A 24,590-nucleotide genomic window follows, 5' to 3' on the forward strand; every position below is an offset into this window, starting at 1 on the left:
CTTATTGTTTAACTTTTCATTTTTAATGTCGTGAGAATTAGATTAATATTTTCCTTAAAGAACAAGGGTGCTTACTTACCCTTCCACCACCAGTACATCCTGGCGCAGTTTCTCAAAGGTCTGATCGTAAAGGGAGGACAAGAAACGTTTTTTAACTACAATTACTTCAACTTTTCTGGTCTCAAAGGTCAGACCAAAGTGAGTAGAAGTGGGTTGCACTACTATTCCAGCTTAGTCACCCTGGTCGTATCCGCTCCCGATGAAGCGTTTATCGACTATTTGTTGGAGCAGGTGTTTAAAACCCCGAAAATTGAGTTGGGAAATCTTATTTTATCCCCGGAGTACACAGAAAAAGAGATTGAGCCGCCGTTGGAGACTTCCAACAAGTTCGTATGCATCTCGCCCCTGGTGTTATTAACGCCCACGTTCGATGATGAATCCGGCAAACGGTTTATCAATCCGGACACGGACGAGTTTTCCGATCTGCTTTACGAGTCTACGCTTACCCGAATGGAAAAGTCGGGCTGGTACAATCAGGAGCAGATGGAGTCGTTCTACAAATTTCAGGTTGTGCCGGACATGAATTACGTGAACAAACTGCGTGAACAACAGAAGAAATTCGCCAGAATCTATTCGGTGTATGACATGGACGTAAAATACGAAGTGAGAGGATACACACTCCCCTTTACCTTGTATGCAGCCGAAGAAGTGCAGGATTTTGTGTTCAAATGTGGACTGGGGGCCTTTACCCACAAGGGTTTTGGTATGTTGGATTTGGCCAATAACATGCCCAGCCAGCGAACCGAGCCGTACAAATTCAAGCGAGAGGGTTTTGTCCCCTACCGTTCTCAATCCCATGAGCCCAGACGAAACGACGAGCGGGCAACCGATGACAAAGAGGAATCGTCGGCGTCGGATGATTGAAACAAAAAAACCCGGAGTCATCCGGGTTTTTTTGTTTCAATCATCACCTAAAGCCGTCTTTTGTTTGGGTTTACGACACTGTACCCGATTAATTCATCGTAACGAGAACCCATGTCGCGGTAATAAAAAAAGATTTCGTATTCGTTTTCCGTTTGAAAATGATTCCCTTCAAAAGGCTCCGTTTCCCAGCCCTCCTCGCCCGGAAGCCCATATATGTAGTCGTACCAGCCTTGTTTCAGAAACAACGACGCCTGGTACCGGCCTCCTTTGGCATCGTAGGTCATTTTGGACTCCGGTTTGTTTCCCCATTGGCTCAAGGCTCCCAACACGTACGGTGGACGCGCAAGTTCTTCGGATTTTAGGTTGAACGTAAGCAATACGTATTCGCTTTCCAGGTCGTGGTTTTGCCGCTCGATATTGAATACCCCAAATTGCCCGTTGATATCCAGGTACTCGAGGTAGCCCTGGCCTTTTCTGGACTCATCCATGCCCGCTTCGGCAAACACCACATCTTCTTCCATGGTGATCGCTGCGATGTTTCTTCCTCGGGTGCGCACGTAGCGGAGATCAACAAAACGAAATTCGTTGCCCGCAGGAAAGGTATTACTCCCGTCGAAGAGGCGGTACTGCAACTGCTTCCGATCTTCCCGGATTTGGGTGTAGGGCAATCCGTTAATGGCATTGCCCCAGCGCTGGTTTTGCCGAATCACTAGCCGGGTTTGGTTCAACGGGTCTATTACTTCCCGGTTACCGTAATTCACCGTGACGTCAAGCTGCTGTCGTTGCAACCGGTCTTCATTTAAGCTGGTAGGGACGACCTCTGCTCCAATGGCCACTTGGTTTTCGTACACCATAAATCGTTTGGTGAACAGTGTGGCCGATTTGTCCCTGCCCCGGTATACCTGAATGACGTAATTGCCGCTTCGGATGACTCTGGGAACCCGGAATGTGTAATGGATATACGGAATCCGCGTATTGATGCTGTATTCGTAGGAATTTACATTAAACTCGTTGTATTGTTCCAGAAAATCCGGATCTCGTAGGCCGGATTGCGTCCAGTCTGCATTGCAGTGAATCAGTTTGGCGGAATACCGGTCGGCTTCGTAGGCAATGTCGTCGAACTGCAAGGTTAGGGTAAGTCCGCTGTTTAGCGCGATTACCGGAGCGGTCATCTGCGCTTGAAAATCCCCTGTTTCCGGATACAGCTGTACGGTATGAATGTTTGGATCGACTACCTGGTCTTCGTATACCTGCTGGGCACTCGCCGAGGGCGATGCAAAAGCAAGTCCGGAAATAAACAGCAACATCAATACTACCTGCTTCATGGTAAGGGGGATTGGTACGGCATTATTCCTGCAGATTATCGATCTCTTCGGCCAGGGTTTCCCATTTTTTGTTCAGGCTGCCCTCTATCTTCAAGAGCGATGCGTAGTCCGTCTGCAATTCCTGCATGCGTGCCTCGTTTTCGTAAACGGTGGGATCAGCCATAAGATTTTCCAATGCCGATTTTTTAGTTTCCAGGGCAGTGATTTCTTCTTCCAGTTTTTCCAATGCCATCGCGTTTTCCCGCATGCGTTTTTTTTGCCCGGGATCGGTTGGTGCCCTATCACTTCCTGCCGATCGGGTATCTTTTTTAGGAGGAGCCGCTGCTTTTTCTTCTTTGGGTGCCTGCTGCGAACGCCAGTACACGTATTCGTCGTAGCTGCCCGGGTATTCCTTGATTTTATGGTCTTCGATGTACCAAATTTTATTGGCTACGCCCTGTATAAATAACCGGTCGTGAGATACCGTGACAAAGGTCCCCTCGTACTGTTGAAGGGCCTGTATCAGTATGTTGACGGATTGAATGTCCAGGTGATTGGTGGGTTCGTCGAGCAACAGGAAATTCGCCTCGGAGATCAGCGTTTTGGCCAGGGCTACCCGGGATTTTTCGCCACCGGAGAGTACCTTTATTTTTTTAAATACATCGTCGTTGGTAAAGAGAAAGCAACCCAATACGTTGCGGAGCTCTGTCTCCGTTTTTTTACTACCCGCCTGGGAAAGTTCCTGGAGGATTTCGTTGTTAATGCCCAACGCTTCCAACTGGTGCTGGGCAAAGAAGGATTTGATTACATTGTATCCCTCTTCCCTGCGGCCATCGATGGGCTCCGAACCGTCGATGATCCGTAGCAGCGTGGACTTGCCTTTTCCATTGGCACCGATAAGTGCTATCTTATCTCCCCGTTCGATGCGGGCATGGGCGTTATCGAGTATTTGAAGGCTGCCAAAGGATTTGGAAACCCCGTCCAATACGACCACGTCCCGGCCGGATTTTTGGGAAAATTTGAACTTAAAATTGACGGATACCTCATCCCGAACCACCTCAGAAACCCGATCCAGGCGGTCTAATGCCTTAACCCGGGATTGTACCTGATTGGATTTGGTCGCCTTGGCACGGAAGCGCTCAATAAAGCGTTCCGTTTGCTTGATCATTTGCTGTTGGTTTTCGTAGGCATTTTGCTGGATCTCCTCACGCGCTACCTTTTCCTTTTTGTAGAAAGCATAGTTACCGGCGTAGCTGGTGAGGTTTCCCTGGGATACTTCTACGGTGGTTTCGGTGCAGTTATTTAAAAAGGTTTGATCGTGGGATACGACCACTACGGCGCCTTCATAGGCCTTTAGGTAATTTTCTACCCATTGAATGGAGGGAAGGTCCAGGTGGTTGGTCGGTTCATCCAACATGAGTAGGGAAGGTTTTTCCAAAAGCAGTTTGGATAACATGACCCGCATTCGCCAGCCTCCGGAAAAGGTCCGCAGGGGACGCGCCAGGTCTTTCGTCTGAAAACCAATCCCTTCCAACACTTCCTCTGCCTTTGCTTTGATGGTGTAGCCTTCGTTGGCTTCAAACCTGTCCTGCAAGTGTGCCAACTTTTGTAGAATCTGATCCGAATAGTCTGTCTCCATCTGTTTCAATACCCGGTCAATCTCCTCTTGCAAAGATAGTGTCTCTTTGAACGCCTCCAGCGCCACATCCAAAATGCTGTCTTCGGACTGATACGAAAGCAAATCCTGATTTAAGAAGCCGATACTGCAGTCCTTGGCTTTTTGAATTTCGCCGCCGCTTGGCTGAAGGTCGCCATGGATGATTTTCAGCAGGGTGGACTTGCCCGTGCCATTCAAGCCCACCAGGCCGATTTTGTCCTTGGGCTTGATGTGCAGGGAGGCATTTTCATACAGGGGACGTCCCCCAATGTAATACGATAGGTTGTTGATGGATAACATGGCGCAAAATTAATAAATCTATGCGGTATATGGCAGCCAATACAGAAAAAGGATGTTGCCGGTGGGTGATTTTAATCAAATAGCGTCAGGCCAAACCCCACTTCCTGTACCCCTCCGGGAGAAAGCAACTGCATGCCCCGCTTGTTTTGAAGCTGGCCATCGTGGTCCCAGGCATCGGCAATCCCATTCCAGGGCTCCAGGCATAGAAAACCCGCATTCCGTTGTTTGGTCCATAGGCCCAGCCAGCAAAACTCAGCAAACTCCATGCCGTAGCCTCTTCCCGTCTTCCGGCTACGGACGGAAAGGGAGGTCACCGGACCCACGTCGAAAATCAACGCGTCGTTTTGGAATAGTTCCCAATGCAGGTCCAATTTGCCCGCGTTTAACGAAACTGCCTCTTTTTTTCTTCCGATCAACCCATTTTCAAGGGTATATAGGGAGAGGGAGGACAGGTTTGGCTGCCCGAAATCCAGTTGGTAGTCCTCCAATGATTCGATTTTTGGCTCAAGAGGGCAGTTGAAGCCCGGGTGGGCTCCGATGCTGTACCATAGGTCCGCTTCCGGGTCCGGGTTGCGGACACGGTAGGTTACGTGCATGCCGGTTTCGGTCAGTTCATAAGCAATTTGCAGCGCAAAGGCGAAGGGATAAACGGATAGACTTTGTTCGTCGGATTCGAGCGTGAATACCAGACGGTCTGTAGATTGCTCCAAAACGGAAAAGTTCCGGTCTCGGGCGAAACCGTGTTGCGAGAGGGGATAGCTCTTTCCCTGGTAGCTGTACTGGTCGCTTCGTAGACGTCCAACAATCGGGAACAAGACCGGCGCATGTCGTCCCCAGATCGACGGATTTGCTTGCCAGAGGTATTCCAGCCCGCGAAGGCTGAGACTGGTGCACTCGGCTCCCTGGCTGGAAAAACGGGCTTCAATGGGGCCTTTTTTCAATTGAAACGATTGCGTAGCATTCATGCGGAAGGAAAATTCGGAAAATTTCTGTTCAAAAAAAAACCTTTCCCAAAAAGGAAAGGTCGGGGTGCGCACGAGAAGATTCGAACTTCCACACCCGAAGGCACCACCCCCTCAAGATGGCGTGTCTACCAGTTTCACCACGTGCGCGAAATAGAGATGCAAAAGTAGCAAGATATCACTACCTGTGCAAACAAAATAGCGGACAAAATTTTGGCTTGAAAAATACCAGGAAGCGAAAACACCGGATGCCTGCACCCGCTATCGGGAAAAACGGATGTTTGCGCAGGTTTTGCCGGTATCGCTTTTCATTCGGAGATTCGCTTGGCCAAACTCCCCTGGACTATCGCTGGGTTTGTGGCACGATGCCGGCAACCCCAAAAACAAGGCCACAGGCTCCCGAAGACTGGAATCGATTCAATCATTCGGAGGCATCCCAAGATTCATTTGTAAGGCGCTACGGATATTTTGGTAAAAATTAGACAAGGCTAACATAATTATTCACCCAATAATAAACTTGTATTAGGTAAAGATAAAAATAATTTTTTATCTTTACCGCGAGGTAGTTGGGCCCGGAAAAACCGATTGAATACCTTGACGCAATTTGTCATCCGGGCTGGGCTGCGATCGGATTCGAGCCTCACAGTTGGTCCGCGTAGCCGGGTAATGTGGCGCCGCTACCTGTACAGGAGCGCATCCGATGCCAGCAAATGCATCGAGAGGCGCCGATAAAAACTCCGGCGGAAATACCCGATAAGCAAGTGATAATCAATAACACCTTGAATCTCGGAAAAAAAAACCAATGAAAATCAAACCAACATACCGTAGAAAACTGGCCGTCTGGGCGGTTTTGTTGGTGTATTTTTTTTCCCTTAGCTGCCATGTGGTTTTTGTCCACTCGCATTGGGACGGGGGTCAATTGGTCGCCTTACATGCGCATCCCTATAACCTGGGTACCGAGGGAAACACTAGCAAAAAGAACGATACCCATTCCGAGGAAGAGTACGAATTATACAAGTTGATTTTCGCAAGTCCCCTTCTGGAATTGGGATTTTACGAGGTCATCATTGAGCCGGTTGTCCCTGAGCCATCGGTTACTCCCGCGTTTTTGCCGCGTTTTCATCAGGAGACCTTTCGGTCCCACCGCCCGGTAAGAGGACCCCCATTATTCGTTTAGTTTTACCATGCCTTTCTTTTGCTGCGGTACCGGGGTAACGCGGTAGTCGTAGACCTGCCTGCTTCGAGCAGCGGCACCAATCTTATGTAAACGTTGGGTGAGGGGACCCCTATTCACAGGCATTCACCCGTTTTTAAAAACAAAACAATGAATAAACGAATAGTTCAATTTTACCTGGTGTTTTTTGTGGGTTGTTGTGCGATGGCACAGCAGTCCGGTACGATTCACGGCCTGGTCAGCAGTCCGGAAGGTCCGCTGGTACAGGCAACCATTCTGGTTGTGGATACGGATTTTGGTGCGGTAGCAGATTTTGAGGGACGATTCACCATTCGAAACCTTCCTGCAGGGGATTACAAACTGCAGATTCGGGCGGTTGGATACGCGACCACCACGGCGGATGTAACGGTGGAAGCTGGCAAAACCACCGTGGTTGAGCGGATGATCAACGAAGACCGCTTTGGGCTCAATGAGGTGGTGGTCAGTAGCAGCCGGTACGAGCTCAGCAAAGAAGATGCACCAAGTCTGGTATCCGTGGTGGGTTCAAAGCTATTGCAGGCCACACAGTCCCTGTCGATGGTGGAGGGCCTAAGCTATCAGCCGGGTGTGCGGGTAGAGGCCAATTGCCAGAATTGTGGATTCACGCAGTTACGGATGAATGGATTGGAGGGGCCCTATTCGCAAATCCTGGTAAACAGTAGGCCCATATTCAGTACGCTTACCGGAGTATACGGGTTGGAAATGATTCCTGCCAACGTGATCGAGCGGGTAGAAGTCGTCCGGAGTGGAGGTTCTGCCCTGTATGGGTCGAATGCGATCGCCGGCACCGTAAACGTGATCACAAAGGACCCGGTCGAAAACAATTGGCAAATCGGATCGAATATTGGTCTACTCCGCGGGGAGGTACCGGACCAATCGACTAATTTTAATGCCTCCGTGGTCAGCGAAGACCTGAACAGTGGGGTGACGTTTTATGGCATGCGGAGAGACCGGGAGGGTTTTGACGCAGATGGCGATGGATTTACCGAACTGGTGTCACTCAATAACCTGACATTTGGAGCCAAGGCTTTTTTTAAAGCATCCGAATACAGCAAGCTGACCCTGGACATCAATGCTATCGAGGAGTTTCGCCGAGGGGGGGACCAATTGGATTTGGCACCTCATTTGGCCGACATCGCCGAGCAATTGGATCACAGCATTCTTAACGCAGGACTGACCTACGATCGATTCAGTAAGGACAAGCGAACAAAAGTTTCCACCTACGGCAGCATGCTTACCGGTACACGTAGAAGCTATTATGGAGGACTTGGTGGAGAACGGACACTGGCAGATAGCCTGGCGGCAACCAATGCCTACGGTCTAACCGACGACTTTGCAGGGGTACTGGGCTCGCAAATTACCCATAATTTCAATGGCAGCACTACTTTTGTTGCCGGGATGGAATACCAGGGGAATGCCGTGGAAGACGAAATCTCCGGGTACGAAAAATTAATCGATCAACGGGTGAATACCGGTGGTTTTTACGGACAATTTGAATGTAAGACAAGCGATAAACTAACCGTATTTATGGGGACGAGGTACGATCTGGTAGGGGTTGACGGAATGTATGAAATCGGGGAAATATCCCGGGAGGTCGATTTTAACCGAGGTGTTCTCAGTCCCAGATTTACCCTCCTCTACGACCTGCTCCCGGAAGCCCAGCTCAGAGCTGGCTATGCCCGGGGTTTTCGCGCCCCGCAGGCATTTGACGAAGACCTGCATATTTCTTCGGTGGATGGGGAACAAAAATTCGTTGTGCTGGCGGAGGATCTCGCCATGGAAACCTCGGATGCCTATACGCTTTCCCTGAATATGGGCAATAATACGGGACTTGTACAAAGCAATTTTCTCGTCGAGGGCTTCTATACCAACTTGTATAACCAATTTCAGCGCGTGAATCTGGGTCAGATGGAGAACGGAGCATTTTTGGAAGAGACCAGGAATGGAAGCGGAGCCACTGTTTCCGGTATCAATGTGGAATATGCCATTTCTCCCTCCAGCCGTTACTCCTTTCAGGTGGGAGGGACCCTCCAACAGGCGCTTTATAGCGAGGATGAGGTTCTTTTCGAACCCGAGGAAGGCTCAACGGAGTTTCCGGCAATTACGGTCTCGGAATTTATTCGGACTCCCAACGCCTATGGTTTCCTGAACGCCAGTTGGACCCCAAACAAGGTTTTCGGTCTTGATATCACCGGTTTGTACACCGGCCCCATGCTGGTTCCCCTATTGGTAAATGAGGAAGAATTTATCGAACTGACAGAATCCCCTGCCTTCTTGGATGTGAACATTAGGCTTTCGTACAGGTGGATGTTGGCAAACCGGTTTACTTTGGAAGTGAGTGGTGGCGTTCAAAACATCTTTGACAGCTATCAGGAAGCGTTCGATACCGGCCCCACGCGGGATGCGGACTTTGTGTACGGCCCCTTGCGGCCCAGGACCTTTTTTTTAGGTATAAAAATTGGTAATTTCCTTTGATGAAAGGGCTTATATTCCTAGTGATCTTTTCCCTCCTGAGCGGGTACCTTACCGCTCAGGAGGAACGAAACACCTTTTGGCTAAGCTTTACACAGTTGGAGGATTCTTTGGCGGCACATCCCCGGCCGGTATTGCTGTATTTCCAAACAGACTGGTGCACCTATTGCCGGAAGATGGAGGCGGAAGTCTTTAGCAAACCCGGGATCGCTGCCCTACTTTCAGCCAGGTTTTATGCCGTAAAATTCGATGCCGAACATCCGGATGATGTGGTCCTCGGCAACCGGGTCTTTTCAAACAAGCAATTGGAAACATCCAGAACGCCACTCCACGAATTGACTCTTTTGTTCAATGGAGGTAGTACGACTTTTGCTCCGCCCTTGATTTTGCTTTTTGATGATGCATTCGTTTTGCGTAAGCGAGTCAATTCCTACGTGGATTCCAACAGGTTAGAAGAATTGTTGAATACGGGTCTCTGAGATACCGGAGAAGCTCAGGTCTTGGAAAAGCCCAGGCTAATCCTCACCGGAAAACTGCACTGATTTGGTGCTCGACGCTACTTCCACGCCGATGCCTCGGTGGATCTAGATGGTGGACAACTGCCTAAAAAACAGATAATTAATGGCTGCACTTTGTGTGCTTCAAACCGAAAGGGAAAAAAAGTGTACAAAGAGGACTTTATCCGGTGGAGCATTGCAATGACATTTTTCTAACCTTCAGAAAATCAATCGGCAATAGTTTTTTTCATCCCTTCCGACCGTTTTCCTCGAATAGCGGTGCGAAAGCCGGCTGCCTCAGCGATTTTTTTTCTTTGGTTCCCGCGATTTTTTCTTGCGCCTGGACTTGGCCGGAGGTTCGTTAGCCGACCCATCAAAATGCACCCCGTCGCTGTGCATGTCGGAAATGGTGCGTGTGATGGTACGCTTAAACTTATCCCTACTTTTTTTCGGGATTTCGTCATCTTCAAACAGATCGCTGAGCGCATTGAACAATGCTGCTCTGGTAGGACCGGTTGCTTTTTCGTATTCGTAGGGTTCCTCCTCCATTCGGTTGAATTCCTTTAGCGAAGTCACAATAAACACTACAAAGGATACCACTACCACAATTGTTAAGAGTATTACATCTACATTTTCCATATTATCGTTTCCTATTGAACAATATCAGAAAACCAAGAATGGTCGGACACCACAAGCCGATGAAAATTGCTTTCAATGGCTCGTTTCTGATGAGAAAGTAGTATTCCGAAACCCCGATCAGAATGACAACCAACACCATTAATACGATTTCTGATTTTTTGAATTTTTTCATGATTTTTTGTATTGCGTAGTACGAACTCCCGTTTAAGAATTAGTTGCTATAGGCGGCTCGGGACTGTTGTGTCCCAGGATGGAGTAAGGTGTGCACATTACCAGTAAGGCTTTGTCCTGGAGCAAAAAGATAACCCGCCAAACCGCATTAAGTTTAGATTATTTTGGATTAGACCGGATGAAGTCCTCCCGAAAGTGGGGGGCTATTGGTAACGCATGACGTGAACAAACGGCCAGATAGTAGCCAGCAGCTCGTTCCCGGAAGTTTCCCACCGGTAATTTTCGGAACGAATAAAAAAGGCTGTAATTTTTGTCGGGAATAAATCCGGGAGCTAAAAAACATACTCCATTTTTATATCGCAGCGTTGGTACGTGCCGGGTTCCATGGGGATTTCGCGAAAGCCCAGTTTTCGGTACAATGCCAGTGCCGGTGCCAGGATGGAATTGCTGTAAAGCAGCACTTTTTTTGCTCCGTTCTGCTTCGCCCAGTTCAACGCAGCCTGGCCCAGCAGCCATCCCACCTGTTGTCCCCGGGCTTTCGGGAGCACGCCCATTTTGATCAACTCATACTGCCCGTCGCCCATGTTTTTCATACCGACTGTACCCACGATTGCTCCTTTCCATTCGGCAAATAGTACTTCTCCCCCCGGATTGATGATCGTTTCCCGGGGAGTTTGTAGTTGGGCTACATCAAATGGCTCCATACTGAAATGGCTCTCAATCCATTCCCGGTTGATTGTTAGAAAATAGGGCGCAAGCGTGTCGCTAAAAGTAAGAATTCTGACCGTTTCCATAACCAAAAATACGCAAGTCATTCAGCAAATTAAAAAAAATGGCTTCCTCAGTTAAAAACCCAGATCAAATTGGTTGCCCGGCTTGTCTTTGGCTTCTAGTTGTAACAGTTTCAGTTTTCGCCAAAGACCTCCAGCATAGCCGGTAAGCTCTCCGGTACTGGCGATAATTCGGTGACAGGGGATGATCACCAGAAGTGGATTGGCGCCAATCGCCGCTCCTACTGCCCGAACGGCTGTAGGTTTGGCCAGTGCTTTGGCAATGTCGTGGTAAGAAACAGTGTGACCGAATGGAACTTTGTTTACTTCCATCCAAACCAATTTTTGAAAGGCAGTGCCACCGATTCCTACCGGTATATCGAAAACGGTCAGCTCTCCGTTGAAGTAGGCCCGAAGTTGGGCGATGATGTCCAGAAAAAAGGGGGAATTGGCTTTTTCCGATTCTTTGTCTTCCGTAAAATACGAAGATAAAAGAAAGCCATCTTCTGCGACGAGCCGAATATTACCTAGGGGAGAAGCCATTACCACTGTTTCTTTCATATCCTCTACAACTTTAAAACCAAGGTTTAACCTTTACTGATTCAGCGAATTACTGCTGTCTTTTCCAACTGAGATACTCATTGACTGGCCCTTTTTTAGACTAAAAATTCATGCGATTACTGGCGCCAGGAAGGAAAGCGGCCGGTGCAAGGGGTATGCTGTGTAACAGGTTTCGGTAGAAAATGTTGCCTCAAATTCACACGTCGATGGGCTATCGACGGAGCAAAGGTAGGATTTATTTCAATGGTTACCAACGAATCGAACATTATACGGTCGGTGTGCGGGCCTTTCACATGTCGCACAGGCAATCTGCGGATACCTCAAAGGCCTGGTAGAGCAGGTTGCTCAAGCGGCGGATCAGTTGTTCTGTTCGGGCAACGGGGTATAGGCCCGGTTGGGGGTCAGGCCCTCCGCTGCGCTGAGGATTAGCTCCTTTGATTCATCCCCGAATGCCTACCCGATCCTGTAGGTATTCGGAAAAACTCCAGGCACCCTCGGGGATAGGATCCATTAACTCCCCTATTTTTTTTCTAATAGTAGAGAGGAGAGGTGAATCCGGGCTACTCGGCTATATAATCCGGGTTGGAAAAGCCTGGCAGCCGGCATGTTTTGGCTTTCTGCGACAGCAGGCTATCCGACCCTGGCAACTTTGTAGGGAGACGACTCTTGATCCGTCTAATCGGCCTGTATCGGCAAGCTAGTTCGGGCGAGCTTTCCTATCAATGCGTGTGAAGAACGGCAGGAGTGCCTCGTGCGGTACCGGACCCTTGACCGGATCGATGGGAAATTCGAGAAAAAAAAAACATCTGCCGGAGGACTGGCCTGTACGTGGGCAGCAAGCGGCTCAATCCCTTCGCTGGAAAAGAATGCGACATAGCAGGGATTTTTTGAGGGGGCTTTTGATGGAGGGTAGCAATGGCAGTCCTTTCAATTTGCTGGTGTCTATGGGAAAAATGTTTTAACTTTCGTGCCAAATTCAACGCAAATGGACTATCCCTTTCAGCTTCCCAAGACGATCCGCAATCCCTTCGGGGAAGCGCTGACATTTCAGAAACGAGATGTGGAACAAGGGGTCGAAAAACTACTTGTTTCCAATACCGTGCCCCCGAATGCGGGACCTCCTTTTCATGTGCATTTTAAGCAGGAAGAGTCCCTGACAGTGATTCGTGGAAAAATGGGGTACCAGGTGCACGGGGAAGCCGAGCAGTTCGTCTCAGTCGGTGAAACGGTGCGGTTTCCTGCAGGCCAAATGCACCGTTTTTGGAATCCCGGTCCGGATGAACTCCTTTGCGAAGGCTGGGTCAAGCCCGCAAATACCCTGGATTTTTTTCTAGCGGCCACTTATCAGAGCATGCAAAAAGCCGGTAAGCCGGAGGGCGATCTGTTTGATAGCGCATACTTGACAACACGGTATGCCAGCGAATACGATCTGCCTTCCATTCCTTTTTTCGTAAAGAAAGTACTCATGCCGCTAACCGTGCTGATGGGAAAGGCATTGAATAAATACGCGCACTTCCAGCATGCGCCGGAGCCGATGAAGTAACGTATGCCGCCTCCTGTTTCGGGAGGCGGCGGGGATGCATCGGCGATTATTGACCCTGTCCCAGGGAGTAGCCTTTTTGTCCGTCAAAAGCATAGAGATTCTCGGTTTTGATCACCTCAATGTCTTTTTGAATGGCATGGATCAGCAATTCGGCTATACCGATAGTGGTTTTGGTGTTTGGGGAGGTGAGTTCAAACCGACATCTCCAATGGTCCGTACAAAAGGTTTCTTCAAACCCTTCCGGCCACACCTTTACGCCTCGGTTGGTGATCATCTTGAGTGCAAACGAGGCATGCAAATCCTTAATTTTTTCGGCTAAATCGTCGGGATTGGTCCCTTTCCAGTCAATAAACAAGTCCACTCCGTGCAGGGTTTTCTCGCCCGGAGTCTTTCGCTCGTAGGGAGCGATGTGTATCCGTGCCTCTTTTGCGTAGGAAACCTCGGCCAGTGTAGCCGGCTTTTTCCCCAGCCGTTCGACTACGGCCTTGCCAAAATCACGCGTACCTACTTTTTCTTTGCTGAGACCGGCTTGGTAAATATCTTCGGTATGAATCCCCTCTTCCAGCGTGCAGGACCAGGCGTTGGTAATGGTTTCTGCAACCTCCGGTTGGCCGATATGGTTGAGCATCATCACGGCAGCACGTAAGAGGCCTGAAGGATTGGCCAGGTCTTTGCCCGCCAACGGGGGAGCCGAGCCATGGATGGCTTCAAAGAGGGCGCATTTTTCCCCGATATTCGCCGACCCTGCCAGGCCTACCGACCCGGAAAGCTGGGCCGTGATGTCCGATACCACGTCTCCATACAGGTTGGGCATTACCAAAACGTCAAATATCTCCGGGGTATCTGCCAGACGCGCCGCGCCGATATCGATGATCCAATTTTCTGCCTGAATGTCCGGATATTCCGCAGCTATTTCCTTAAAAACCCGGTGAAACAACCCGTCGGTCAGTTTCATGATATTGTCTTTGGTAAAGCAACTAATTTTTTTGCGTTGGTAAAGGCGTGCGTATTCAAAGGCGTAGCGAACGATGCGCTCGCAGCCCGGTCGGGTGATAAGTTTCAGGCATTGAACCACCTCGTCTGTCTGCTGGTGTTCGATGCCGGCGTAGAGGTCCTCTTCGTTTTCCCGGATCACAACCAGGTCCATTGCCGGATGTTTGGTGGGCACAAAGGGATGAAAGCTTTTGCAGGGTCTGACGTTAGCGAAGAGACCCAAACTCTTGCGAAGGGTGACGTTCAGGCTTTTGTATCCACCTCCCTGCGGCGTCGTCATGGGAGCTTTCAGCACTACCTTGTTCCTGCGAATGCTCTCCCAGGCTTCTTTCCCTATACCGCTGCTGTTTCCGGCGAGGTACTCTTTTTCGCCCATTTCAATGGGTTCCCATTTTACTTTTGCGCCTGCCGCCTTCAAAATCTGCAAGGTGGCTTCCATAATTTCCGGCCCGATACCGTCTCCGTGGGCTACACTGATTGGTTGCATGTACGTTTTACTTTTGATCCGGCACAAAAGTAAAAAGGAATAATTATTAATTTTTATTTATGTTTATAATAAAATACATAAACATATTTAATTAAAAAAACCGCTGTTCCTGGTGGATTTGGTCTCCATTTTGTCAACGAACGCAACTTTCGATGGATTAGCGAAGACTTGCGTTTATGGAATCCAGTACCGCCTGTCCCGGGCAAAGTTCCGCTTCCGAGAGGGAGTTCAATGCGGTATCCGTCGTATGCAGGATTCCGTGCAAATCACCGTAGCCGGTATGGATGTACAACAAGCCGGTAAGAATTTGATCCCTGGCTCGCGCCTGTTGAATCGCGTTGACTGCCGATAGCCGGTCTTCCGGATCCCAGTCGGTAGCCAGTTTGTGCAGGTTCAAGGTCGAACCATCATGCAGGGTGACTTCCGTCTCCGTACCTTCCGGATAGGCCGCGCGCAGGGTTTTCCGTTCGGGTACAAAATCCATTTTTCCGGTAGCTTGCATGTGTTCCCGCACGTAATCATAGGATTTCGTCGATCCGGGATTGTTATTGAAGGTCACGCAGGGAGACATGACGTTAATAAACGCGAGGCCTTTGTGTTGGATGGCTGCTTTGATAAGGGGTACCAGTTGCTGTTTGTCTCCGCTAAAGCTTTGCGCGACGAAGGTGGCGCCTAGTTCCACAGCAAGACTGGCCAAATCCACGGGTTGGAACGGATTGATATGCCCGGATTTACTCGCCGACCCCTGGTCTGCGGTAGCCGAATCCTGTCCTTTGGTCAGTCCGTAGCAGCCGTTGTTCATCACGATGTACACCATGTCCAGGTTTCGGCGGATGGCGTGCACGAACTGCCCCATACCGATGGAGGCGGTGTCACCGTCTCCGGAAACACCAAAGTAGACCATGTTTTTATTGGCCATGTTTGCCCCGGTAGCTACAGAGGGCATGCGTCCATGCACCGAGTTGAATCCGTGGGAATTGCCCAGGAAGTAGGCCGGGGTTTTGGAGGAGCAGCCGATTCCGGAAATTTTTACCACCAGGTGGGGCTCGATCGACAATTCGAAACAGGCCTGTACGATGGTGGCACTGATGCTGTCGTGTCCGCATCCGGCACAAAGGGTCGATATACTTCCCTCGTATTCTTTGAGGGTGTAGCCCAGCTTATTTTTGGGCAGGCGGGGGTGCCTAAATAGAGGTTTCAGATACGTCATGGGACAGGGTGTTGGTTTGTTTAAAATAGTCGGCAATTTGAAGCGCAATCTGATCGGCGGTAATGGGCATGCCATCGTAGTTCAAAACCGATATTAGCTGCCGGGGGGATAGTTGCATTTCCTGAATCAGCAGGCTGCGCATCTGCCCGTCGCGGTTTTGCTCAATGACAAAAATTAGCGGGTGTTCCCGTACAAATGCTTCTGTTTCTGTTCCGAAGGGGAACGCCTTGATACGCAACGCATCCAGGTTCATCCCTCGCGCTGCTAATAAGTCACGCGCTTCTTCCGAAGAAAACGTGGAAGTGCCAAAAAAAACCATGCCCCAGTCACTTTGATTGTGTTTCTGATAGAATTCAGGTTTGGGCACCAGCCCTTTGGTGGTTTCCCATTTCAGGAGCAAGCGGTCCATGTTGCGTTTGTACGCCGCACTGTCTTCGGTGTAGACTGCGTATTCGTCACGGGATGTTCCCCGGGTAGTAAATGCCCCCTTGGTCGGGTGGGTGCCCGGATAAGTGCGGTAGGGAATACCGTCTCCGTCTACATCCAGGTACCTGCCGTACCGTCCCATGGCATCCAGTTCTTCTTCAGACAATACTTTTCCCCGGTCGTATCGTTGTCCTTCCGGCCAGTGAAACGGTTCGCTCAAGTGATCGTTCATGCCCAGGTCCAGGTCTGTCATCAGGATCACCGGTGTTTGTAGCCGATCCGCCAGGTCAAAGCAGGCGGCTGTCATTTCGAAACATTCTTTTGGCGTCGCGGGGAAGAGCAGGGGGTGCTTGCTGTCTCCATGGGAGGCATAGGCGGCCAGGGTAATGTCCGATTGCTGGGTACGGGTGGGCATGCCGGTACTGGGTCCCGCCCGTTGCACGTCTATTAGTACAGCAGGCACTTCAGCAAAATAGGCCAATCCAATAAATTCATTCATCAGGGAGACTCCGGGTCCGCTGGTAGCCGTCAGCGCTCGGGCGCCGTTCCAATTGGCGCCGATAACCATGCCCATGGCGGCGAGTTCGTCTTCCGCCTGAATCACGGCGAATCGGTTTTTGCCAGTTTCCGGATCCACCCGGTAGCGGGAGGCGTACTTTTCAAAAGCTTCCGCTACGGAGGTGGACGGAGTAATGGGATACCAGGCCATCACCGTTGCCCCCCCAAAAACCGCTCCCAAACCACAAGCGGAATTTCCGTCGACCAAAATTTTGTCCCCGATGAGGTTCCTGCGCTCCAGGTAAAAATCCAGCGGGTAATCAAAATGTTCCCGCGCATGGTCCATGCCCAGTCGTAGCGCTTTTAGGTTGGGGGCAATGAGTTTCTCCTTGCCGGCAAACTGCTCCTGGAGCAGGGTTTCCAATACCGCGTAGTCGATCTGCAGCAATACAGCGAGTGCACCCACGTAGATAATGTTTTTAAACAGTTGCCGTTGCCTGGGGTTTGTAAAGTGTTCGTTGGCAAGTTCCATCATCGGGACGCCCAGGTAGTGAATGCCCTCCCGAATGAGTTCGGGGGCAAGTTTCTTCGTGCTGTCATACATCAGGTAGCCCCCCTCACGGACGCTTGCGATGTCCTGCTTCATGCTTTGGGCATTCACCGCCACCAGCAGGTCGATCCCTTCCCTGCGACCCAGGTAGCCTTTCTCACTCACCCGTACCTCGTACCAAGTGGGCAGCCCTTGTATGTTGGAAGGAAAGATGTTTTTTGGCGTGACAGGAATGCCCATCCGAAAGATGGCCTTGGCAAATAGAAAATTGGCACTGGCTGAGCCTGTTCCGTTGACATTGGCAAATCGGGCAACAAAATCGTTGACCCGTGCCTCCGGACGAGGGAGTACGTGGGAGTCGATCATAGGTTTCCGGCTTTGGTGACACTGTAGAAAAATTGCTGCATGTCCCAGGCAGAAGTGGGACAGCGTTCGGCACACAGCCCGCAGTGCAGGCAAACGTCCTCGTCTTTTACCATTACCCGGCCGGTTTTCAATGGTTCGGAGACCAGAATGTCCTGGGATTTGTTTTGAGCGGGAACCAGTAGTTTTTCCCGCAGGCGATCTTCTTCTGTTTCGTTTGTGGTGAAGGTAATACAGGAGGTGGGACAGATGTCCATGCATGCGTCGCACTCGATGCAGCGATCGGCCGTAAAATCAGTCTGTACGTCGCAGTTCAGGCAGCGTTGTGCTTCCTTGTAGCCAGTGGGCGGATCGAAGCCCAGTTCCACTTCTTTTCGCCGGTCCAGCAGGGTCAGGGATTTTTCGGCCTGAGGTACCAGGTAGCGTTGGTCGATGGTGACCGGGCTATCGTAACTCCATTCGTGAATTCCCATCTTGGTACTAAATAGTTTGGTAAAGGGAGCTGGCCGCTGGTGCAAGTCCTTTCCCTGGCAAAACAGGTGCATGGATACGGCAGCCTGGTGGCCGTGCGCCACGGCGGTGATGACGTTTTCCGGACCGAAAGCAGCGTCTCCCCCAAAAAAGACCTTGGGGTGGGTGGATTGAAAGGTGACCTTGTCTACTACTGGCATTTCCCATTCATCAAATTCCAGCCCAATGTCACGCTCAATCCAGGGAAAGCTGTTTTCCTGGCCGATCGCGATCAATACTTCATCGGCTGCTATAAATACATCCGGCTCTCCGGTAGGAATCAATTTACGTTTGCCATTTTCGTCGTAATGGGCGTTTACTTTTTGGAATTTCATTCCTTTCAATAAGCCGTCTTCCACCTCGAAACTCAGCGGAACGTGGTTGTCCAGAATGCTTACGTCTTCGTGCTGGGCATCCTCCTTTTCCCAGGGAGAGGCCTTCATGTCCTTGAAGGGACTTCGCACGACCACTTTCACTTCTTCGCCCCCCAGTCTTCGCGAGGTGCGGCAGCAATCCATGGCGGTGTTGCCCCCGCCCAATACGATTACTTTTTTACCTATTTTGTCCACGTGTTCAAAAGCTACGCTGGCAAGCCATTCGATGCCGATATGAATGTGGGCATCTCCTTCTTTTCTTCCGGGTAATTTTGGTAAATCCCTACCTCGAGGCGCTCCGGTACCGACAAATACAGCATCATAGCCGCCTTCTAGCACCTGTTTCAGGCTTTCAACATACGTCATAAATTGGGTATGGATACCCATGTTTAGCACATACCCCACTTCCTCATTTAGCACTTCTTCGGGAAGCCGAAAAGCCGGGATTTGACTGCGCATCATACCTCCTCCGGCGATCTGTTCGTCAAACATATGCATCTCGTAGCCTAAAGGCGCCAAGTCCCGGGCCACGGTCAAGGAAGCCGGACCCGCTCCTATCAGGGCGATTTTCTTTCCGTTTGCTGGAAAGGGAGCCTGGGGCATCAGCGATTGCACGTCTCCTTTTTGATCGGCGGCTACCCGCTTCAAGCGACAAATGGCTACTGGCTCTTCTTCCACACGGCCCCGGCGGCAGGCAGGCTCGCAGGGTCGGTCGCACGTACGCCCAAGAATACCCGGAAACACATTGGACTCCCAATTGATCATGTAGGCTTCGGTGTATTTTTCTGCGGCAATTTTGCGGATGTATTCCGGCACGGGAGTGTGAGCGGGACAGGCGTACTGGCAGTCCACGACTTTGTGGTAATACTCCGGATTCCGGGTATCGGTAGGCTTCATGGCATTCTGGGTTTATGCTATTTTGTTCGTATTGCAGAATAATTTTATAAAATTAAACCACCAAAGCAAATGAATGACCAATTATTTTCCACTTTTTCGTAAAGAACCTTTTGCCAGCGGATGCGAAAAATAGCTAGTGACCGCGTGTTGAGGAAACCGGAAGCAGGCGGGATCGGCTTCGCGCGATACATTCGCCTCATCGAAACTCCTTTGACACCTCGTCCTTCGGAAAAAAGTACCGGGACCCGTTTTCGCTGCCAATTTTTTTAGTTTCATCGATTTTATTGGGAAACAGAAATAGTTACCGGGAATATTTGTTGCTGCGCTTCCCAAAAAAGACCTATTTTTGAAGCGTTCAAAAAATCGGGCTATGACGCAGGAACACTGGAAGCAAAAATTAGAAGGCAAGTTACCGGATAATGCACTGGCCTATTGTTATGCCTTATGGAAAGAGGATCCTTTTGAGTTACGGATTGCCCGTTCCCGTTCGACCAAATTGGGCGATTTCCGCTATAGACCGGATCAGAAGGTGCAAAAGATCAGCATCAACCATGACCTGAATCCCTATCAGTTTTTGATCACCTTGATCCATGAGATAGCACATCACCGGGTGTTTCGCGATTACGAACGGAGAGGGATTCGGCCGCATGGTCCGGAGTGGAAGCGTTCGTTTCGTCAACTGATGGCTCCCATGCTGGATGCTTCGGTCTTTCCTCGAGATATTCTGATTCCCCTTCGGCTGCACATGGTCAACCCCAAAGCTAGCACTGGGGGGGATTATTTTTTATTTAAGGAATTGAAGAAATACGATGTCACGCCGGGAGAAGCGCGGGGGGTACTCCTGGGAGACTTGAAGCCAGGGAGTTGTTTTGGTCTGAAACGCCGGGTTTTTGAAAAACTCGAGACCCGAAGGAGCCGGGTTTTGTGTAGGGAACGGGCCACCGGAAGGAAATACCTGATTTCCCGGCATGCCGAGGTGGTGGTCCTGGAGGAGGGTGCAGACTTACCCTTTTAATCCTGCTTGCCACCCGGGAGTTGGTTGCGGGCATTCACACCCAGGTTTTTTAATTTTTCGGCTTGGGAAATCAGATTTCCTTTTCCCGTTTTAAGCTGCTTCAGGGCGGTCTGGTAACTTTCCTGAGAACGGTCCAAATGCCTTCCGATATCCTCCAGGTTTTTTACAAATGTGGCAAATTTATCGTACATGCGCCCTCCTCTTTCGGCGATTTCCAGCGCATGACGTGTTTGGTCGTCACGGATCCATAAATCTTTGATTAGTTTCAGGGCGGCTATCAGGTTGCTGCTGCTGATAAGCAAGACCCGTTTTTTGTAGGCGTATTCCCATAGCCGGTCATCGGCTTGCGCCGCAACCATATAGGCGGCTTCCAGCGGAACAAACATGATGACAAAATCCAAGGCCTGTGCGTAGGCCTCGTACTGCTTGCCTGACAGCTGGTCGATATGGGTTTTGACGGCCTTTACGTGCTGCTGCAAAAATGCATGCTGTTCCGAATCCTCGGTGGCATTGCAATAGTTTTCGTAGGCGAGCAGCGATACTTTGCTATCGATGATGACTTTCTTATCGTCCGGATAGTGGATGATGACGTCGGGTTGCATCTTTTTGCCGTCCATTCCGAGGAGGGGATTGCCCGCTTCGTCCCGTAGAAATTCCTGCATGCTGTAATGCCGGTTTTTTTCCAATCCGGAATTTTGAAGGATGGTTTCCAGGATGGCTTCTCCCCAATTTCCCCGGTGTTTGGCATTTCCCTTGAGCGCATTGGTAAGGTTTTGGGCTTCCTGGCTGATTTTTTGATTCAGTTGGGCCAGCTCACGCACCTTGTTTTCTAGCGAAAACCGCTCTTTGGCTTCCATGGTATAGGAGTCCTGCACCTGCTTGCGAAACGCTTCCAGGTCCCTGGCCAGGGGCTGCAGGATACGGCTTAGGTTTTCCTGGTTTTGAAACGTAAATTTCCTCGATTTTTCTTCCAGAATTTTATTGGACAGCAACTCGAATTCCTGTTCGAACCGCTTTCCCATGCGCTCCATTTCGGTTTCCTGAAACCGCAACTTTTCCTGCAGGAGTTGCACCTGGTTTTCTTCGAATTTTTTTTCCAGTTCCAGTTCCAGCTGTTGCCGATCCAGAGATTTTATCTGGTCTTCCAGCGCCTTGTTGCGGGCAGTGGTCCGAACGAGCAGCCAGGATAGGATGCCACATCCCAACAGGCAGAGAAAAAATCCATACAGAGCTTCCATGATTGGGGGGAGTTAGGCCTCGGTCTCCGCCAGCGTCCGCTGACGAATGGCTTCGTAAATAGCCACTCCCGCCGCAACGGACACATTGAGGCTGGCCACCTGACCTAGCACGGGAATTTTAACGAATTCGTCGCAGAGCCCCAGCAATTCGTCAGAAATACCGTCTTCCTCGGAGCCCATGACCAGAACGGTGGGGGCTAAAAAGTCAGCCTGGTACACGTTTCGATGGGTCTTTTCGGTGACGCCGACCACATTTAGACCCATTTTTTTGAGATCTTTTAGGGTATAGTACAGGTTTCTTACCCGGCTTACTGGTAAAAAATTCAGGGCCCCGGCGGAGGTTTTCACGGCGTCTGAACTTATCTGTGCACTGCTTTTTTCCGGAATGATAATGCCATGTACCCCGGCTACCTCGGCCGTTCGGGCGATGGCTCCGAAGTTTCTGACATCCGTGATGCGATCCAAAAGCAGCAGCAAGGGGGCCTGTCCTTTGGTGTAGCAGGCATCCACTACGTTTTCCCAGGAGGCATAGGCAATGGCTCCCATGTACGCGATGACCCCCTGATGGTTTTTGCGGGTAATGCGGTTGAGCTTGTTTTCCGGCACCTTGGTTACCGGGACGTTCTTTTCTTTTGCCTGTCCGATGAGCTCTTTCAGCAGGTCTCCTTTCAGTTCTTTGTTTACCAGTAGTTTGTCGATGTCCTGGCCGGCCTGAAATGCTTCCAGTATGGGCCTGATGCCAAAAATATAGTCTTTTGGGTTTTCATCTCGATTGATCAGAAAACCATCCTTCCGTTTCTCCATGCTGTAATGGTTTTGAACCAAATCGGTTGGTATGCGCGCGACCGGTTCAATGTGTAATAATTGGGGGTTAAAATCGTCTTTACGCGAGCAAAGGTAAAGGTTATTTTTGAATTTGAATCTTCCGCCAGGTATACCCAGGTTTCTTTGTCCAGGTCAAAGTACACTTCCTGCGGTGGTCCCATGATGATGTACACCATGCCCCGGTCCGTCATCCAGCCTTCCTTAAAATCGGTAAACAGGATATTGGCAAATTCTACCTGCCGAAAGTATTCCTTGATCAGGGTTTTTGCGGTTTCTTCATCCCGCGTCATGCGAATCCAGTATTCGTCCAATGCTGTTTTTTTATTCTCTGCCGCCAGCAGGGTCTCGTGTTCTTTCCGGGTGGAAATGTAGGCGACCATTTCGATCATTTCCTCCCAGGTAGCCACCCTGGGAAACGTTTTTCCAGCGGTTCGAAGCAGCAGACCCGTACGCGAACTGGTATCCGACTGAACAAAATAATAGCCCTGCTTATCAAAGGGGACGGGGACGTTTACCAGGAAACTGCCCTCGTCCACGACTTCTGTTTGCTTGGGTATTTCCGGTGATTTGGTCTCCATGGGAGGCAGTGGCAAGGGAAATTGCTGTGGATAATAGTACCGGTGGAGGTTCACGCCCCGTTGCCTCTTAAATAGGAGAGATTCGTCCACATTCAAAAAATTCTGGTCAAAAGGGATATCGTTTCCAAAATAGGCCCCAAAGTCCGGTTGCTCCGCTACAAATGGACTAATCAGATCGCTGTGATACAAGTAGGTATCGTCTTGCCGGGTATCCTGTGCCCGAAACACCAAGTATGCCTGCTCCTGTGACTCCGGAATTTCGACGGTTTCTTCAAAATAATAGTGTTTGTCCGTATCGGCTTTTAACGCTTCCCTGTCTAGCGCTACCAGCAAATCGTCGGATAGCTCCTGTTCAAAATCCCGCACGATGGCATACGAAAAGAGGTAATCATCGAAATCCGGATTTTCCTCAATTTTTTCAGCAAGCAATTGTAGGGTAAAGGTTCGTTCTGCCGTTTTTATGGGGATCACTTTCAAGGAAATTCGGGAATACCTGGAATACCGCAAACTTTGGTTGAGGCTTTTTAGAGTCGTTTGGGCATGTGTGGAAAGGGAAAAGAAGCAACATAGCGCCAGGCATCCAATAATTTTTTTCATGAGCAATGACTTTGTTATTTCCATAGTTGGTTCAAAAATTAACCGTAATTTTGTTCAAAATAAAGAAATTTTACATGGCTACCTATACAACGGAAATTACTTCCGATAAGTTGATCAGCGATAACCCCATTCATCAACGTTTGTACAAGGCTTACATTGTGGCTAAAGACTACGTATCCGGTGATTTGCTGGAAATCGGGTGCGGAGAGGGCAGAGGGGTCGCCGCATTGGGGCCGTTGGTCAATCGGTATCATGGAATAGACAAGATAGGGGAAATTTTGGATAGGTTAAAACAGAAATACCCGGACTATACCTTTGAGCAGGCCCATTTGCCCCCACTGGGCACCATCCCATCGGATAGCTATGACTGTGCGGTTAGTTTTCAGGTGATCGAACACATCCAGCAAGACCACCTGTTTCTCAAGGAAATTTACCGGGTATTGAAACCGGGTGGCTTCGCGCTGATCTCTACCCCAAATATCCGATTTTCCCTCACAAGAAACCCCTGGCATATTCGGGAGTATACCCCCGAGCAGTTGCAGGCACACTGCGAGAAATTTTTCGACCGGGTAGAAACCAAAGGCATTGGTGGCAACGAAAAGGTGTGGAACTACTACCGGGCCAATAAGAAATCCGTCGAGAAATTTACCCGCTGGGACTTCCTGAAGCTGCAATACCGCTTGCCAGCTTCGCTGTTGAAAATCCCCTACGAACTCGCCAACCGGATGAACCGAAACAGCCTTCACCGGAGTCAGGGTAGGGCGGTGGAAGAAATCAGCCACGAAGACTACCTGCTGGTAGATGATCCGGCAGCGGCACTCGATTTGTATTACATTCTTCACAAAAGTCCGGTGGCTGCCTCTGAAACTTCCCGCTAGCGGGTCTGCCGATCGCCTCCGGTTAACCGAATCTGCCCGAAACGTGCAGGACGAACAGCGGTACTCCTCGCACCAGTTTATTCCTACGGATTGGAAACTGCGCGTGATTGCTCATCACCACCGGCAGACCGATTAGCA

The 24,590-nt window shown here is 50.0% G+C and carries 21 protein-coding genes and 1 tRNA gene; 7 read left to right on the plus strand and 15 right to left on the minus strand.

The features are described 5' to 3' along the window. Positions 1 to 30 precede the first annotated feature (30 nt). Positions 31 to 924: a CRISPR-associated endoribonuclease Cas6 gene (cas6, locus tag GCU44_RS02180; protein WP_092175513.1), complete on the plus strand. Its 894-nt coding sequence runs from the start codon at positions 31 to 33 to the stop codon at positions 922 to 924. Positions 925 to 971: 47 nt separating this feature from the next. On the opposite strand, the gene GCU44_RS02185 is transcribed toward cas6, so the two are convergent. The 4 genes from GCU44_RS02185 to GCU44_RS02200 form a co-directional block, all read right to left on the minus strand. Then, the gene (locus GCU44_RS02185; protein ID WP_154853191.1) at positions 972 to 2,249 is read right to left on the minus strand and encodes a type IX secretion system plug protein; all 1,278 of its coding nucleotides are present in this window, start codon (positions 2,247 to 2,249) and stop codon (positions 972 to 974) included. 22 nt (positions 2,250 to 2,271) lie between these two features. After that, entirely contained in the window at positions 2,272 to 4,185 is a 1,914-nt protein-coding gene (locus GCU44_RS02190) for an ABC-F family ATP-binding cassette domain-containing protein (RefSeq protein WP_154853194.1), read from the minus strand. Positions 4,186 to 4,256: 71 nt separating this feature from the next. Then, complete coding sequence (locus tag GCU44_RS02195) at positions 4,257 to 5,150, minus strand: aldose 1-epimerase family protein (RefSeq protein WP_154853197.1); 894 nt, start codon at positions 5,148 to 5,150, stop codon at positions 4,257 to 4,259. A 65-nt stretch (positions 5,151 to 5,215) separates the two neighbouring features. Continuing rightward, positions 5,216 to 5,297: transfer RNA gene (locus tag GCU44_RS02200), tRNA-Leu, on the minus strand. A 652-nt stretch (positions 5,298 to 5,949) separates the two neighbouring features. On the opposite strand from GCU44_RS02200, the gene GCU44_RS02205 reads away from it, so the two are divergent. From GCU44_RS02205 to GCU44_RS02215, 3 genes are all read left to right on the plus strand, one after another. Then, positions 5,950 to 6,324 (plus strand): hypothetical protein, encoded by a 375-nt coding sequence (locus GCU44_RS02205; protein ID WP_154853200.1) that lies wholly within the window; start codon positions 5,950 to 5,952, stop codon positions 6,322 to 6,324. A gap of 147 nt (positions 6,325 to 6,471) precedes the next feature. Next, the gene (locus GCU44_RS02210) at positions 6,472 to 8,835 is read left to right on the plus strand and encodes a TonB-dependent receptor (protein WP_154853203.1); all 2,364 of its coding nucleotides are present in this window, start codon (positions 6,472 to 6,474) and stop codon (positions 8,833 to 8,835) included. After that, complete coding sequence (locus GCU44_RS02215; protein WP_154853206.1) at positions 8,835 to 9,311, plus strand: thioredoxin family protein; 477 nt, start codon at positions 8,835 to 8,837, stop codon at positions 9,309 to 9,311. The genes GCU44_RS02210 and GCU44_RS02215 overlap by 1 nt, the downstream gene beginning before the upstream one ends. A 315-nt stretch (positions 9,312 to 9,626) precedes the next feature. On the opposite strand, the gene GCU44_RS02220 is transcribed toward GCU44_RS02215, so the two are convergent. From GCU44_RS02220 to GCU44_RS02230, 4 genes are all read right to left on the minus strand, one after another. After that, a complete protein-coding gene (locus GCU44_RS02220; protein ID WP_154853210.1) occupies positions 9,627 to 9,968 on the minus strand; it encodes a hypothetical protein in 342 nt (113 codons plus the stop codon). A 1-nt stretch (position 9,969) separates the two neighbouring features. Then, positions 9,970 to 10,140, minus strand: coding sequence for a hypothetical protein (locus tag GCU44_RS23100; protein WP_174238221.1), 171 nt, complete (start codon positions 10,138 to 10,140; stop codon positions 9,970 to 9,972). A 331-nt stretch (positions 10,141 to 10,471) separates the two neighbouring features. Further along, a complete protein-coding gene (locus tag GCU44_RS02225; RefSeq protein WP_154853213.1) occupies positions 10,472 to 10,933 on the minus strand; it encodes a GNAT family N-acetyltransferase in 462 nt (153 codons plus the stop codon). A 51-nt stretch (positions 10,934 to 10,984) separates the two neighbouring features. Then, positions 10,985 to 11,470 (minus strand): methylated-DNA--[protein]-cysteine S-methyltransferase, encoded by a 486-nt coding sequence (locus GCU44_RS02230; RefSeq protein ID WP_092175531.1) that lies wholly within the window; start codon positions 11,468 to 11,470, stop codon positions 10,985 to 10,987. A gap of 985 nt (positions 11,471 to 12,455) precedes the next feature. Between GCU44_RS02230 and GCU44_RS02235 the strand changes: the two genes are divergently transcribed. Beyond that, on the plus strand, positions 12,456 to 13,013 hold the full coding sequence (locus GCU44_RS02235; protein WP_154853216.1) for a cupin domain-containing protein: 558 nt from the start codon (positions 12,456 to 12,458) through the stop codon (positions 13,011 to 13,013). A 46-nt stretch (positions 13,014 to 13,059) separates the two neighbouring features. Here GCU44_RS02235 and GCU44_RS02240 read toward each other — a convergent pair whose 3' ends face one another. From GCU44_RS02240 to GCU44_RS02255, 4 genes are all read right to left on the minus strand, one after another. Next, positions 13,060 to 14,493 carry an NADP-dependent isocitrate dehydrogenase gene (locus tag GCU44_RS02240; RefSeq protein ID WP_154853219.1) on the minus strand — a complete coding sequence of 478 codons (1,434 nt, stop codon included), beginning with the start codon at positions 14,491 to 14,493 and terminating at the stop codon, positions 13,060 to 13,062. 157 nt (positions 14,494 to 14,650) lie between these two features. Then, entirely contained in the window at positions 14,651 to 15,703 is a 1,053-nt protein-coding gene (locus GCU44_RS02245; protein ID WP_154853222.1) for a 2-oxoacid:ferredoxin oxidoreductase subunit beta, read from the minus strand. Beyond that, positions 15,678 to 17,543, minus strand: a complete 1,866-nt coding sequence (locus GCU44_RS02250; protein WP_154853225.1) for a 2-oxoacid:acceptor oxidoreductase subunit alpha — start codon at positions 17,541 to 17,543, stop codon at positions 15,678 to 15,680. The genes GCU44_RS02245 and GCU44_RS02250 overlap by 26 nt, the downstream gene beginning before the upstream one ends. After that, positions 17,540 to 19,321 (minus strand): FAD-dependent oxidoreductase, encoded by a 1,782-nt coding sequence (locus GCU44_RS02255; protein ID WP_092175547.1) that lies wholly within the window; start codon positions 19,319 to 19,321, stop codon positions 17,540 to 17,542. The genes GCU44_RS02250 and GCU44_RS02255 overlap by 4 nt, the downstream gene beginning before the upstream one ends. Before the next feature lie 370 nt (positions 19,322 to 19,691). On the opposite strand from GCU44_RS02255, the gene GCU44_RS02260 reads away from it, so the two are divergent. Beyond that, positions 19,692 to 20,336 carry a SprT-like domain-containing protein gene (locus tag GCU44_RS02260; RefSeq protein WP_154853228.1) on the plus strand — a complete coding sequence of 215 codons (645 nt, stop codon included), beginning with the start codon at positions 19,692 to 19,694 and terminating at the stop codon, positions 20,334 to 20,336. Here GCU44_RS02260 and GCU44_RS02265 read toward each other — a convergent pair. Genes GCU44_RS02265 through GCU44_RS02275 form a run of 3 tightly spaced genes read right to left on the minus strand, consistent with a single transcriptional unit; the run spans position 20,333 to position 23,574 of the window. Further along, entirely contained in the window at positions 20,333 to 21,574 is a 1,242-nt protein-coding gene (locus GCU44_RS02265) for a DNA recombination protein RmuC (protein WP_154853231.1), read from the minus strand. The genes GCU44_RS02260 and GCU44_RS02265 overlap by 4 nt on opposite strands. Positions 21,575 to 21,586: 12 nt before the next feature. Continuing rightward, positions 21,587 to 22,378, minus strand: a complete 792-nt coding sequence (gene rlmB, locus GCU44_RS02270) for a 23S rRNA (guanosine(2251)-2'-O)-methyltransferase RlmB (protein WP_154853234.1) — start codon at positions 22,376 to 22,378, stop codon at positions 21,587 to 21,589. Further along, complete coding sequence (locus GCU44_RS02275) at positions 22,351 to 23,574, minus strand: GWxTD domain-containing protein (protein ID WP_241684807.1); 1,224 nt, start codon at positions 23,572 to 23,574, stop codon at positions 22,351 to 22,353. Before GCU44_RS02275 ends, rlmB begins: the two co-directional genes overlap by 28 nt. A gap of 74 nt (positions 23,575 to 23,648) precedes the next feature. Between GCU44_RS02275 and GCU44_RS02280 the strand changes: the two genes are divergently transcribed. Continuing rightward, complete coding sequence (locus tag GCU44_RS02280; protein ID WP_154853240.1) at positions 23,649 to 24,452, plus strand: class I SAM-dependent methyltransferase; 804 nt, start codon at positions 23,649 to 23,651, stop codon at positions 24,450 to 24,452. Positions 24,453 to 24,590 lie beyond the last annotated feature (138 nt).

The organism is Cyclobacterium xiamenense (assembly GCF_009467825.1).
Lineage (GTDB): Bacteria > Bacteroidota > Bacteroidia > Cytophagales > Cyclobacteriaceae > Cyclobacterium > Cyclobacterium xiamenense.